This is a genomic window from Arthrobacter sp. SAFR-044 (assembly GCF_059414985.1).
Genome location: NZ_JBPFDN010000005.1, coordinates 275777 through 288599, shown reverse-complemented (window position 1 = coordinate 288599; position 12823 = coordinate 275777). Strand labels below are relative to the sequence as shown.

Genomic DNA, 12823 nt, shown 5'->3' with positions numbered 1-12823 from the left:
ATGAGCACTCTCAGCTACGACGCCACTGGCGCTGCCCAGCAGGCGCTTGAACAGCACCTTCCCGCCCTCGTCGAAGACCGGATTGCCACCCGGCTCTTCGCCAAGGACCACACCCTGTGGGGTCCGGACGCCGAATCCGAGTCCGCAGTCCGCTTGGGCTGGGTGGAGGCCGCAACGGTCTCGCAGCCCTTGGTCAAGGACATCCTTGAACTCCGTGACTCGCTGCGCGCCGAAGGCGTCAGCAGGATCGTGCTCTGCGGCATGGGCGGATCCTCGCTGGCTCCCGAAGTCATCGCGGGAACGGCCGGCGTCGAGCTGACAGTGCTGGACAGCACGGACCCGGACCAGGTCCGTGCTGCCCTCGCGGACCGCCTGGCCGCCACGGCCATTGTGGTCTCGTCCAAATCAGGCTCAACCCTGGAAACGGACTCCCAGCGGCGAATCTTCGAGCAGGCCTTCACCGAGGCCGGCGTGGATGCAAAGAGCCGGATCATCATCGTGACCGACCCGGGTTCACCGCTGGATAAGGCTTCCCGCGAAGCCGGCTACCGCGCAGTGTTCAACGCAGACCCCAACGTCGGCGGGCGCTACTCGGCCCTGACCGCGTTCGGCTTGGTTCCCTCCGGCCTGGCGGGTGTGGATATCCAGGCGTTCCTGGACGAAGCCGAGGAAGCTGCCGAGATCCTCAACGATGACGCCCCGGAAAACATCGGGCTCGCGCTGGGCGCGGCGCTGGGCGGGACCACCCCGCTGCGGAACAAGATCGTCATCGTCGAGGACGGCTCCGGCATCGTTGGCTTCGCCGACTGGGCTGAACAGCTCATCGCCGAATCCACCGGCAAGCTGGGCACGGGCGTCCTGCCGGTCGTCGCAGGTCCGCAGGCCCCGGAGGTAACATCCGGCGCCCCCGATGTGCTGGTGGTTCGGCTCGTGGCAGCGGATGCCGATGTTGAGCTAGGCGAAAACCAGGTGGCCATCGCAGGCGGCCTTGCCACCCAAATGATGGTGTGGGAGTTCGCCACCGCCGTTGCCGGCCGCCTGCTGGGGATCAACCCCTTCGACCAGCCCGACGTCGAAGCCGCCAAAGTGGCGGCACGCGGACTGCTGGACGCCCAGCCGGAGCCCACGCCGGCGGCATTCGTTGACGGTGCCATCGAGGTGCGCGGCGGCGACTGGCTTGGCGATGCTGCGACCGCTGAGGGCGCGGTCAAGGCGCTGCTGGGTACCTTGGCTTCCGACAGCTACCTGAGCGTCCAGGCATACTTCGACCGGTTGGCCTTTGCCGGCCTCGAGGGGATCCGCGACGAACTGGCCGCTGCCACCGGCCGTCCGGTCACATTCGGCTGGGGTCCCCGCTTCCTCCACTCCACCGGGCAGTTCCACAAGGGCGGCCCCGCCATCGGCGTGTTCCTCCAAGTAACTGCCGCTCCCGCGGAAGACCTCGGCATCCCGGACCGGCCGTTCACCTTTGGTGAGCTCATCGCTGCCCAGGCAGCAGGCGACGCCCAGGTCCTGGGTGAACATGGCCGTCCTGTGCTGCGCCTCCACCTCACCGACCGTGCCGCCGGCGTGGCCCAGCTGCAGGACGTTGTTGCTGCGCTGTCCACCCGCGCATCCGCAACCGAAAGCTAAGGCGCAGAAGCAACCATGCCAGAAACTGAATACGGCAGGAAGGGCGCGGGCCGCGGGCGTAATCCGTTGCGCGACCCGCGTGACCGCCGTTTGAACCGGATCGCCGGTCCGTCGTCGCTTGTGTTGTTCGGGGTCACGGGGGACCTTGCCCGGAAGAAGCTGATGCCGGCGGTGTACGACCTCGCCAACCGTGGCCTGTTGCCGCCCAGTTTCGCCTTGGTCGGGTTTGCCCGCCGGGAGTGGGACAAGGAGGACTTCGCCGCGGAGGTGAAGGCCTCGGTGCAGGCCCACGCCCGGACGCCGTTTGATGAGGCGGTCTGGAACCAGCTGTCCGAGGGCATCCGGTTTGTCCAGGGCGAGTTCGACGACGACGCGGCCTTTGAGCGGCTCGGCGAGACGATCAAGGAACTCGACGATGTCCGGGGCACCCGCGGGAACCACGCGTTCTACCTGTCCATCCCGCCGAAGGCGTTCGAGCAGGTCTGCCGGCAGCTCTCCAAGCATGGCCTGGCCCAGGCGGACGGAGATAAGTGGCGGCGGGTGGTGATCGAGAAGCCGTTCGGTCATGACCTGGAATCGGCCCGGCAGTTGAACAACATTGTCGAGTCGGTGTTCCCGCCGGACGCGGTGTTCAGGATCGACCATTACCTGGGCAAGGAAACGGTACAGAACATCCTGGCGCTGCGCTTCGCGAACCAGTTGTTCGAACCGTTGTGGAACGCGAACTACGTGGACCATGTCCAGATCACTATGGCCGAGGACATCGGCACCGGCGGCCGGGCTGGGTATTACGACGGCGTGGGCGCGGCCCGGGATGTGATCCAGAACCACCTTTTGCAGCTGCTGGCGCTCACGGCGATGGAGGAACCGATCTCGTTCAACGCCGATGACCTGCGGGCGGAGAAGGAAAAGGTCCTGGCCGCGGTCAAGCTCCCGGAGGACCTGTCCACGCATTCGGCGCGGGGGCAGTTCACCGGCGGCTGGCAGGGCGGGGAGCAGGTCCAGGGGTACCTGGAGGAAGAAGGCATCCCTGCCGATTCCACCACGGAAACCTATGCCGCGGTCCGGGTGGACATCCATACCCGCCGCTGGTCAGGGGTTCCGTTCTACCTGCGCGCGGGCAAGCGCCTGGGCCGGCGGGTGACGGAGATCGCGGTGGTATTCAAGCGCGCCCCGAACCTGCTCTTCCGCGACCATGCCGAGGACGACTTCGGGCAGAACGCGGTGGTCATCCGGGTCCAGCCGGACGAGGGAGTGACCATCCGTTTCGGGTCCAAGGTCCCCGGTACCCAGATGGAAGTCCGCGATGTAACGATGGACTTCGGCTACGGGCACTCGTTCACCGAGTCCTCCCCGGAAGCGTATGAGCGGCTGATCCTGGACGTGCTGCTCGGTGAGCCGCCGCTGTTCCCGCGGCACGAGGAAGTGGAACTGTCCTGGAAGATCCTTGATCCGTTCGAGGAATACTGGGCAACCCTGGACGAGCAGCCCGAGCCCTACGCCCCCGGCTCCTGGGGGCCGGCCTCTGCTGATGAGCTGCTGGCCCGTGACGGACGAACCTGGAGAAGGCCATGATCGTTAACCTGCCCGATACCACCACCTCGAAGGTGTCCAAGAAACTCATGTCCCTGCGCGAGCAGGGCGGCGTGATTGCCCTGGGCCGGGTCCTGACCCTTGTGGTGGTGACCAAGTCCGGCCTTGAGGAGGAAGCGATCGAGGCCGCGAACGACGCCTCGCGGGAACACCCCTGCCGGATCATCGTGCTTGCCGACGCGGGGAAGGACGCGCAGGACCGGCTGGACGCGCAGATCCGGGTGGGCGGGGACGCCGGTGCGTCCGAGGTGATTGTGCTGCGCGGCTACGGGCAGCTCGCGCACGAGTCCGAGTCCCTGGTGGCTGCGCTGCTGCTGCCGGACGCCCCGATCGTGGCCTGGTGGCCGCATGGCGCTCCCGAGAACGCGTGCGAAACCTCCATCGGTGCGATCGCGCACCGCCGCATCACGGATTCCGCGAACGAACCCGACCCCCAAGCCGCCCTGGAACGGATCCACCGGACCTATAAGGCCGGTGACACGGACCTCGCCTGGACCCGCCTCACCAACTGGCGGATCCAGCTCGCAGCAGCCCTGGACGAAGTGGACTCCTCGCCCGTGACCGCCGTCGCCGTCGAAGGGGCCTCGGACTCACCCTCGACCATCCTGCTCGCCGCCTGGCTCACCCTGACGCTGGACGCGCCCGTCACCATCGTCGCGGACCCCGCGGGAACCGGCATTCGCCGAGTCCGGCTGACCCGTCCCGGCGGCGACGTCCAGCTCTTCCGGCCGGGTCTCTCCATCGCTGAACTCACCCAACCAGGCCAACCCGCCCAACGGATCTCCCTTCCACGCCGCAGCCTCCGTGACTGCCTCGCCGAAGAACTGCGCCGCCTGGACCCCGACGAAGTATTTGGTGAAGTGATTACTATTGGACTGCCACGTACCAATCTAAGGAGTGTCCGGCCCAGTGAGCGTTGACCCACGAGTAAGCATCCATCCTGATTCGTCCGTCCTCATGGCCGCCATAGCGGCACGCCTGATCACCAAGCTCGTTGATGTCCAGGACAAGTACGGCGAAGCCACCGTGGTGCTCACCGGGGGAACGGTGGGGATCGGCACGCTGAAGGCTGTGGCAGACTCTCCGGCGGCGCCCGCCGTCGACTGGTCCAAGGTCAACTTCTGGTGGGGTGACGAACGCTTTGTTGGTTCCGCTGACCCGGAACGCAACACCAAGCAGGCGTTCGATGCGTTGCTTTCGCATATTGCGGTGGACCCGGAACGGGTCCACTCGCCCGGTTCTTCGGACGAGTTCGGCACGGCCGAAGAAGCGGCTGAGGACTACGCACGCCAGCTGCGGGACGCCGCGGCAGCCGAGCACGCGGCTGACATGTCCGACGACAGGCCGGACGAGCCGTCCTCGCTCCCGCGCCTGGATGTGGTGCTGCTCGGGGTGGGTCCTGACGCACACATTGCTTCCCTGTTCCCCGAGCAGGCCGGTATCCGGGAGAAGGAGCGGACTGTCGTTGGTGTCCGGAACTCCCCCAAGCCGCCCCCGCTTCGGATCTCCCTGACCCTGCCTGCCATCAACACGGCCGCCGAGGTCTGGATGGTTGTGGCAGGCGAAGACAAGGCCGGAGCAGTAGGACTCGCCCTGGCCGGGGCCAATCCGGTGCAGGTACCTGCGTCCGGCCCCCGGGGAACCTCCCGTACCCTGTGGCTGATCGACGAGAATGCAGCGTCACGTGTCCCCGAGCAGCTGGTCCGGAAGGACGCCGCGGGCGCGTAGCTTTTCTAGCGCTCCGGCCAGGACGTCTTCGGCGTCCTGGCCGGAGCGCCGTTCTTTAACGTATTCCAGATGGGTCTTGTAGCCGTCGTCGAACGGGTCATCCGGCGCCGCCGCCTGGCCGTCGCGGGAAGCGGGCGCACCGCACCGCCGGCAGTCCCATGTCTGGGGAATCTGGTCCTCAGGCATCTTCAGGAACACGGGCTGGGTCTCATGGCCCTTGGCACACCAGTAGGACACCCTGATCCGCGGCAGTGGCCGCGACGACGGGTCATTGTCCTGCAGGCTCGACCCTGAGCCCGCGACAACCCCGGCACGGGTGCCCCGAAAGCCTGATGCTGGATGGACCATGACAACTCCTGCCTCGAAGCGGACGCCGTAGCCCTGCAGCTTAAACAAAACTGTGGCTGCCGGGTGAACCGACAGCCACAGTTTAGATGCCCGGGCAGGGCGGCGGGAGTGCCACAGGACCCTATCCGGCGGATCCTTTAGGAGTCGCCGGCACCGCTGAACCGCATGATCAGGCCAAGTGCGATGATCACGACGCCCCAGGTGACGCCCAGGACGATGGTGAAGCGGTTCAGGTTGCGTTCTGCCACGCCTGAGGAGCTGAGCCCTGAGCTCATGCCGCCGCCAAACATGTCGGACAGACCGCCCCCGCGTCCCTTGTGGAGGAGGATCAGCAGCGTCAGCAGGAGGCTGGTGATGCCCAGGAGGATCTGCAGAATGACATGAAGAACGTCCACGACGGCCTTTCGAAGTTGGAAATGCGGGAGTTTGTACCGGTGACGGACTAGTCCGTGACCAGGTGGCTCTCGAACCTGACAATATTAGCAAACTCGGCCGGGTCAAGGCTGGCGCCGCCCACCAGGACGCCGTCCACATCCGGCTCCTGCAGGATGGCCGCGGCATTGTTGGCCTTGACCGAGCCGCCGTACAGCAGGCGGGTTTTGGCTGCCACGTCGGCGCCGAAAAGGTTCTGGAGCTCGGCGCGGATGGCAGCGCACATCTCCTGCGCGTCTTCGGGTCCGGCTACTTCGCCGGTGCCGATGGCCCAGACGGGTTCGTACGCAACAACCAGTTCGGCTGCCTGTTCGTTGGTCAGGCCCGCCACGCCGGCGCGGAGCTGCTGCAGCGTGTGCTCCACATGGGTCCCCGCCTGGCGGATCTCCAGTCCTTCGCCCACGCAGAGGACGGGGGTGACGCCGTGCTTGAAGGCGGCTTTGACCTTGGCGTTGAGGACGTCGTCGGACTCATTGTGGATGGTGCGGCGTTCGCTGTGGCCCACCAGGACGTAGGCGCATCCGAGCTTGTTCAGGAACTGCCCGGAAATGTCACCGGTATAGGCGCCTGAATCGAACTGCGAGAGGTCCTGGCCACCGTAGGCGATGTGCAGGTCATCACCCTGGACCAGGGTCTGCACGCCGCGGAGGTCCGTAAACGGCGGGAAGACGGCAACCTCTACGCGGTTGTAGTCATGCTTGGCGTCGGACAGCGTCCAGGCGAGTTTCTGCAGGAGGGTAATGCCCTGCACGTGGTCCATGTTCATTTTCCAGTTGCCCGCGATGAAGGGCTTGCGGTCGAAAGCGCCGTTCGTTGACGTAGTCACGTAATCTCCAAAAAGTTCTTGATATGTGTTCGGCCGGCAGGTTGCCGCGGGCAACCTGCCGGCCGGAGGACTGCGAGGCCGCGTACTACCGGTCCAGGACGCTAAGTCCGGGAAGTTCCTTGCCCTCGAGGTATTCCAGGCTGGCGCCGCCACCGGTTGAAATGTGGCCGAACTGGTCGTCACTGAAACCGAGCGTGCGCACAGCGGCAGCCGAATCGCCGCCACCCACCACGGTGAACCCATCAGTCTCAGTCAAGGCCTGGGCGATGGCACGGGTGCCTGCAGAGAATGCCTCGAATTCGAAGACTCCCATGGGGCCGTTCCAGAAGACGGTCCGGGCTCCCTTGATGCGCTCCGCAAAGGCAGCAGCGGTATCAGGCCCAATGTCCAGGCCGATGCCCTGGGCACCAAAACTGCTGCCCTCAATGGCGTCAGCCGCAACCGTTTCGTACCCAGCGTCGGCAGCAAACTTCTCTGCCACCACCACATCAGTGGGAACCACGAATTCCGTGCCGGCATCCGCGGCACGCTTCAGGTAGTCCTGGACGACCGGAATCTGGTCCTCTTCAAGGAGGCTCGAGGCAACCTTGTAGCCCTGGGCGGCCAGGAACGTGAAGAGCATGCCGCCGCCCACCAGGATGGTGTCAGCTTTGCCGATCAGGTTGTTGATGACCGCGAGCTTGTCCGAGACCTTGGAACCGCCGAGAACCACCACGTAGGGGCGCTGGGTGTCGGTGGTCAGCTTGCGCAGGACCTCCACCTCGGTGTGCACCAGGTCGCCCTGGTACGACGGCAGCCGGGTGGCGACGTCGTAGACGCTGGCGTGCTTGCGGTGGACGGCACCGAAGGCATCGTCCACGTAGGCGCCGTTGCTGCCAGTGAGCGCCACCAGCTCGTCAGCGAAGGCGCCGCGTTCGGCGTCGTCCTTGCTGGTCTCGCGGGCGTCGAAGCGGACGTTTTCCAGAACCAGGGCTTCACCGTCCTGAAGGGAGGCCGCGGCTGCCTTGGCAGCGTCACCGACGGTATCGGCAGCCAAGGTGACCTTGAAGCCTGCAAGTTCGGCGAGGCGGTCCACTGCGGGGCGAAGGGAGTATTTGTCCTCCGGGGCGCCCTTGGGGCGTCCGAGGTGGGCTGTTACCAGCACGCGGGCACCGGCGTCCGTGAGCTTTGCCAGCACTGGGAGCGAGGCCTTGATGCGGCCGTCGTCAGTGACTGTAGAGCCGTCGAGCGGCACATTCAGGTCACTTCGAACCAGAATGTACCGCCCGCGGACACCTTCAGCGATCAGTTCGTTGAGGGTGTGTGATGTCATGTGTCTAACCCTAGCCCAGCTTGGCTGCCACAAGCTCCGTGAGGTCGACGAGGCGGTTGGAGTAGCCCCATTCGTTGTCATACCAGGAAACAACCTTGACCTGGTTGCCGATCACCTTGGTCAGGCCGGCGTCGAAGATGGACGAAGCGGGGTCGCCGACGATGTCGGAGGACACGATGGGCTCTTCCGTGTAGGTCAGGAAGCCCTGCAGCTCGTCGGACTCAGAGGCACGCTTGAGTGCTGCGTTGACTTCCTCCACGGTGGTTTCGCGGGACACGGTGACGGTGAGGTCGGTGGCAGAGCCGGTGGGCACGGGTACACGGATGGCGTAGCCGTCCAGCTTGCCCTTGAGCTCCGGCAGGACCAGGCCGATGGCCTTGGCGGCACCCGTGGAGGTGGGAACCATGTTGATGGCGGCAGCGCGCGCACGGCGCAGATCCTTGTGCGGGCCGTCCTGGAGGTTCTGGTCGGCAGTGTAGGCGTGGACGGTGGTCATGAGCCCGCGCTCGATGCCGAATTCGTCGTTAACGACCTTTGCCAGCGGGCCCAGGCAGTTGGTGGTGCAGGACGCGTTGGAAATGATGTTGTGCTTGGCGTTGTCGTAGAGGTTGTGGTTGACACCCATCACAATGGTGATGTCCTCATCCGAAGCCGGAGCGGAGATCAGGACCTTCTTGGCGCCGGCATCGATGTGCTTCCTTGCGTCGGCTGCCTTGGTGAAGAAACCGGTGGACTCGATGACAATGTCAACACCCAGTTCGCCCCAGGGGAGGTTGGCGGGATCGCGTTCGGCCAGGACCTTGACCACATTGCCGTTGACGACGATGTTGCCGTCCTTGACCTCGATGGTTTCCTTGAGCCGGCCGCCGACAGAGTCGTACTTGAACAGGTGGGCCAGGGCTTCGGGGCTGGTGAGGTCGTTGACGGCAACGATCTCGAGGTCAGCGCCTTGGGCAAGCGCTGCGCGGAAGTAGTTGCGGCCGATGCGGCCAAAGCCGTTGATACCAATACGGGTCGTCACTTTTACAGTCTCCTTGGTGCTTTGAAAAGCACTACTAGTTGAGCGGGCGTTGAAGCCAACTAACAGATCCCGCACGCCATTGGGCAGAGATGATTTACACGGAGGGCGACCAGCCTCATTGCTGAAGGCTAACCGCCTTCCGTGACCTATCTTACGTTTAACTGGGTCCGCCCCCGCAAGTGCGGGGGCGGACGGTCCACATCCCGGCCGGTTTAAGTCGGAATGTGAAGTTTGTTACAGCGATGTATAACGCCGGTCACTACGGAAGGGTGATCAGTCCCGTGGCGTTGGCGCGGGCTGCTTCGAAGCGCTGGGCGACGTCCGCCCAGTTGACGATGTTCCAGAACGCCTTGACGTAGTCGGCCTTGACGTTGACGTAGTCCAGGTAGAAAGCGTGCTCCCACATGTCCAGCATGAGCAGCGGGGTGGTGCCGAGTGCGACGTTGCCCTGCTGGTCGTAGAGCTGCTCGATGACCAGGTTTCCACCGATGGGTTCGTAAGCCAGGAAACCCCAGCCCGAGCCCTGCAGGCCAAGGGCTGCTGCGGAGAACTGGGCGCGGAACGCATCGAACGAGCCGAAGGCGTCATCGATCGCTGCGGCCAGTTCGCCCTCGGGCTTGTCGCCGCCGTCCGGGGAGAGGTTCTTCCAGAACACGGAGTGGTTGATGTGGCCGCCGGTGTGGAACGCGAGGTCCTTGGAGAGCCGGTTGATGTTGGCGAAGTCGCCCTTTTCGCGGGCCTCCGCCAGCTGGGCCAGGGCGTTGTTGGCGCCAGCCACGTAGGCGGCGTGGTGCTTGCTGTGGTGCAACTCCATGATCCGCGCAGAGATGTGCGGTTCGAGGGCGGCGTAATCGTAGCTGAGTTCCGGCAATACGTACTCGGTCACAAAATCCTCCAATATCGTGGACCAGAAAGGCCCGGTTGGTAACTCTCGGATTGTGCATCCGGGCAGCTGGTGCCCGGAATTATTTCTGATTCTAGGGGGCGCCTACTCGTCCAGCATTTCAGGCGTCACATTGGCGTCCGTTCCGGGAATGCCCAGGTCAAGCGCGCGCTTGTCCGCCATGGCCAGCAGGCGGCGGATCCGGCCCGCGATCGCATCCTTGGTCATCACGGGGTCGGCAAGCCGGCCCAGCTCGTCAAGGCTTGCCTGTTTGTGCGCCACCCGCAGTTCACCTGCATACTTCAGGTGGTCCGGGACATCATCACCCAGGATTTCCAGGGCCCTGTCCACGCGCGCGCCCGCCGCGACGGCTGCCTGGGCGGAGCGGCGCAGGTTGGCATCATCGAAGTTGGCAAGCCGGTTGGCGGTGGCCCTGACCTCTTTGCGCATCCGGCGTTCCTCCCACACCATCAGCGCGTCGTGGGCGCCCATGCGCGTCAGGAGCGCGGCGATCGTGTCGCCGTCGCGGATGACGACCCGGTCCACTCCCCTGACCTCGCGGGCCTTGGCCTGGATATCCAGCCGGCGGGCGGCGCCGACCAGCGCCAGGGCAGATTCGGGTCCCGGGCAAGTGACTTCCAACGACGATGACCGGCCGGGTTCCGTGAGCGAACCGTGCGCCAGGAACGCCCCGCGCCACACGGCTTCGGCGTCTGCTGCCGAACCGTTGACGACGGCGGATGGCAGGCCGCGCACGGGGCGGCCGCGGCCATCCAGGAGGCCGGTTTGGCGGGCCAGCGCCTCGCCGTCGCGGACCACGCGGACCACGTAGCGGCTGGCGCGGCGCAGTCCCCCGGCGGAGACGACGATGATTTCGCTCTGGTGTCCGTACACCTCGGCGATGGCGGCGCGGAGCCTGCGGGCGGTGGAGGCCAGGTCAACCTCCGCCTCGATGACGATCCTGCCGGAAATGATGTGCAGTCCCCCGGCGAACCGGAGCATTGCGGAGACTTCAGCCTTGCGCACTGATGACTTCTTGATGTCCAGACGGGACAGTTCTTCCTTGACCGATGCTGTCAGTGCCATGGCACCTTCCTAACTGTTCCCAAAAATGTCCTGGTACGCCGTGGCCAGCCGGAGCGGCTCGTGGACGGGGCGGCGTCCCGACGCCCCTACTTTACCCAAGACCACCTCCGCGCCGATCATGCCGGCGGCCTTCTCGAACTCCTGCCGGTCCGGTACGGACGCGGGGTCGGCCAGGACCACGTCCACGCTGAACCCAGGCGCATAGCGCCGGAGGACGTGGAGGTGGTCTGCCGCCGTCATACCGCTGGTTTCCTTGGTGTCCGTGGCGAGGTTCATGGTGAGGCAGCGTTTGGCGGAGGTGCTGCACAGCGCCTGCCGCATCTCGGGCAGGAGCAGGTGCGGCAGGACGGACGTGTACCAGGAGCCCGGGCCCAGGACCACCCAGTCCGCCAGTTCAATGGCCGTCAGGGCGTCGGTGCAGGCAGGCGCTGCTTCCGGGAGGAGCCGGACTTCCTCCAGCGAGCCGGCCACGGCGCAGCGTGCCTGGCCGTGGATGGTCTGGAGGGCGGTTCCTCCGTCGGGTGCGGTGACGCGAACGTCGCCTTCGATGGTGAGCGGGACTGTTGACATGGGCAGGACCTGGCCACGGGCGCCAAGCAGCGCACCGGCCCACTTGAGCCCTGCGACGGCGTCGCCCAGCAGCTCCCACAGCGTGACGATCAGCAGGTTGCCCATGGCGTGCTCGTCCAGGGACCCTCCGGGGTGCTTTCCGGCGCGGAACCGGTGCTGCATCACATCGCGCCAGGTGCGTCCCCAGTCGGTGTCGTCGCAGAGTGCCGAAAGGGCCATGCGCAGGTCTCCGGGCGGAAGGACGCCGTACTCTTCGCGCAGGCGCCCGGAAGAGCCGCCGTCGTCCGCCACTGTGACGATGGCTGTCAGCTCTGAGGTGAGCAGGCGCAGCGCCGACAGCGAGGCCGCCAGGCCGTGGCCGCCGCCCAAGGCCACGACGTTGGGGCCCTTGTCCTGCTGGCTCGAGCCCTTACCAGCGGCCGGCGGCACCAGGGGCAGGGCTCCGGTGAACAACGACATTACTCGCGGCCCAGATCCCGGTGCGCGGTGGTCACCGTCACCCGCGGATACTGCGCGAGTTTCTTGGAAAGTTCCACCGCGACCGCTACGGAGCGGTGCTTGCCGCCGGTACAGCCGACAGCGATGGTGGCGTAGTGCTTGTTCTCCCGGCGGTACCCCTCGAGGACGGGTTCCAGGGCCAGGACGTAGCGGTCCACGAAGTTCTTGACGCCCTCAGCCTCCAGCACGTAGTCGCTGACGTCCTTGTCCAGGCCGGTCTGCGGGCGAAGTTGCGGCACCCAGTGGGGGTTTGGGATGAAGCGGACGTCGGCCACATAGTTGGCATCCACCGGCAGCCCGTATTTGAAGCCGAAGCTCATGACGTTGAGGCGCAGGGCCACCGGGCCGGTTTCACTGAACAGTTCCGTGATGGCGGTGGCCAGGCCGTGCACGTTGTAGTTGGAGGTATCAAGGACGACGTCGGAGCTGTCGCGCAGTTCCTGCAGCAGCTCACGTTCGGCAGCGATGCCGTCCAGGATGCGTCCGCCGCCCTGCAGGGGGTGCGGGCGCCGGCCCTGTTCGAACCGCCGGACCAGGACGTTGTCGCTGGCGTCGAGGAACAGGACGCGGAAGGTGACCCCGCTGGCCGCGAGTGCCCCCAGGGCTGCACGGATATCCGCAAAGAGGCCCTTGCTGCGGACGTCAACCACCACTGCCAGCCGGGGAATCGACTGCGGGGCGTGCGAGACCAGCTCCGCGAGCGTGCCCAGCATCTGCGGCGGCAGGTTCTCCACGACATACCAGCCGTGGTCTTCCAGCGCGTCCGCCGCGGTGCTCCGACCGGCACCCGACATTCCGGTGACCACCAGCAGCTCCGCCTCGAGCGGCTTAACGGGCTCCAGCCCATCGTGGCCCGCGCCGGATCCCGCCGTTGTGTCTGCCATGAAGCCTGCC

At 65.8% G+C, this 12823-nt stretch carries 13 protein-coding genes; 4 read left to right on the top strand and 9 right to left on the bottom strand.

The window, feature by feature from the left end; translation table 11 throughout:
* The 4 genes from ACR65J_RS10490 to pgl are packed head-to-tail and all read left to right on the top strand — an operon-like array spanning position 1 to position 4953.
* Complete coding sequence (locus ACR65J_RS10490) at positions 1-1632, top strand: phosphoglucose isomerase-related protein (RefSeq protein ID WP_440168407.1); 1632 nt, start codon at positions 1-3, stop codon at positions 1630-1632.
* A 15-nt stretch (positions 1633-1647) separates the two neighbouring features.
* A complete protein-coding gene (gene zwf / locus ACR65J_RS10485; RefSeq protein ID WP_440168405.1) occupies positions 1648-3207 on the top strand; it encodes a glucose-6-phosphate dehydrogenase in 1560 nt (519 codons plus the stop codon).
* Positions 3204-4145, top strand: a complete 942-nt coding sequence (locus ACR65J_RS10480) for a glucose-6-phosphate dehydrogenase assembly protein OpcA (protein WP_440168403.1) — start codon at positions 3204-3206, stop codon at positions 4143-4145. Before zwf ends, ACR65J_RS10480 begins: the two co-directional genes overlap by 4 nt.
* Complete coding sequence (gene pgl, locus ACR65J_RS10475; RefSeq protein ID WP_440168401.1) at positions 4135-4953, top strand: 6-phosphogluconolactonase; 819 nt, start codon at positions 4135-4137, stop codon at positions 4951-4953. Before ACR65J_RS10480 ends, pgl begins: the two co-directional genes overlap by 11 nt.
* Here the strand turns inward: pgl and ACR65J_RS10470 are convergent.
* From ACR65J_RS10470 to rapZ, 9 genes are all read right to left on the bottom strand, one after another.
* Positions 4906-5301, bottom strand: a complete 396-nt coding sequence (locus tag ACR65J_RS10470; protein ID WP_440168399.1) for an RNA polymerase-binding protein RbpA — start codon at positions 5299-5301, stop codon at positions 4906-4908. The two genes, pgl and ACR65J_RS10470, sit on opposite strands and share 48 nt — an antisense overlap.
* A gap of 137 nt (positions 5302-5438) precedes the next feature.
* Positions 5439-5696 carry a preprotein translocase subunit SecG gene (secG, locus tag ACR65J_RS10465; RefSeq protein WP_440168397.1) on the bottom strand — a complete coding sequence of 86 codons (258 nt, stop codon included), beginning with the start codon at positions 5694-5696 and terminating at the stop codon, positions 5439-5441.
* Positions 5697-5743: 47 nt separating this feature from the next.
* Positions 5744-6559, bottom strand: coding sequence for a triose-phosphate isomerase (gene tpiA / locus ACR65J_RS10460; RefSeq protein ID WP_440168395.1), 816 nt, complete (start codon positions 6557-6559; stop codon positions 5744-5746).
* An 85-nt stretch (positions 6560-6644) separates the two neighbouring features.
* Entirely contained in the window at positions 6645-7871 is a 1227-nt protein-coding gene (locus ACR65J_RS10455) for a phosphoglycerate kinase (protein ID WP_440168393.1), read from the bottom strand.
* A 10-nt stretch (positions 7872-7881) separates the two neighbouring features.
* Positions 7882-8892, bottom strand: coding sequence for a type I glyceraldehyde-3-phosphate dehydrogenase (gap, locus tag ACR65J_RS10450; RefSeq protein ID WP_159632061.1), 1011 nt, complete (start codon positions 8890-8892; stop codon positions 7882-7884).
* Between the two features lie 259 nt (positions 8893-9151).
* Positions 9152-9778 carry a superoxide dismutase gene (locus tag ACR65J_RS10445; RefSeq protein ID WP_440168390.1) on the bottom strand — a complete coding sequence of 209 codons (627 nt, stop codon included), beginning with the start codon at positions 9776-9778 and terminating at the stop codon, positions 9152-9154.
* 102 nt (positions 9779-9880) lie between these two features.
* Entirely contained in the window at positions 9881-10861 is a 981-nt protein-coding gene (gene whiA / locus ACR65J_RS10440) for a DNA-binding protein WhiA (protein WP_015937022.1), read from the bottom strand.
* 9 nt (positions 10862-10870) lie between these two features.
* Positions 10871-11890 carry a gluconeogenesis factor YvcK family protein gene (locus ACR65J_RS10435; protein ID WP_440168388.1) on the bottom strand — a complete coding sequence of 340 codons (1020 nt, stop codon included), beginning with the start codon at positions 11888-11890 and terminating at the stop codon, positions 10871-10873.
* Positions 11890-12813 carry an RNase adapter RapZ gene (rapZ, locus tag ACR65J_RS10430; protein ID WP_440168386.1) on the bottom strand — a complete coding sequence of 308 codons (924 nt, stop codon included), beginning with the start codon at positions 12811-12813 and terminating at the stop codon, positions 11890-11892. The genes ACR65J_RS10435 and rapZ overlap by 1 nt, the downstream gene beginning before the upstream one ends.
* Positions 12814-12823 lie beyond the last annotated feature (10 nt).

Coding starts and splice junctions, on each gene's coding strand:
- ACR65J_RS10490 (WP_440168407.1), top strand. CDS start 1: ATGAGCACTCTCAGCTACGACGCCACTGGCGCTGCCCAGCAGGCGCTT.
- ACR65J_RS10480 (WP_440168403.1), top strand. CDS start 3,204: ATGATCGTTAACCTGCCCGATACCACCACCTCGAAGGTGTCCAAGAAA.
- zwf (WP_440168405.1), top strand. CDS start 1,648: ATGCCAGAAACTGAATACGGCAGGAAGGGCGCGGGCCGCGGGCGTAAT.
- rapZ (WP_440168386.1), bottom strand. CDS start 12,813: ATGGCAGACACAACGGCGGGATCCGGCGCGGGCCACGATGGGCTGGAG.
- ACR65J_RS10435 (WP_440168388.1), bottom strand. CDS start 11,890: ATGTCGTTGTTCACCGGAGCCCTGCCCCTGGTGCCGCCGGCCGCTGGT.
- ACR65J_RS10455 (WP_440168393.1), bottom strand. CDS start 7,871: ATGACATCACACACCCTCAACGAACTGATCGCTGAAGGTGTCCGCGGG.
- whiA (WP_015937022.1), bottom strand. CDS start 10,861: ATGGCACTGACAGCATCGGTCAAGGAAGAACTGTCCCGTCTGGACATC.
- ACR65J_RS10470 (WP_440168399.1), bottom strand. CDS start 5,301: ATGGTCCATCCAGCATCAGGCTTTCGGGGCACCCGTGCCGGGGTTGTC.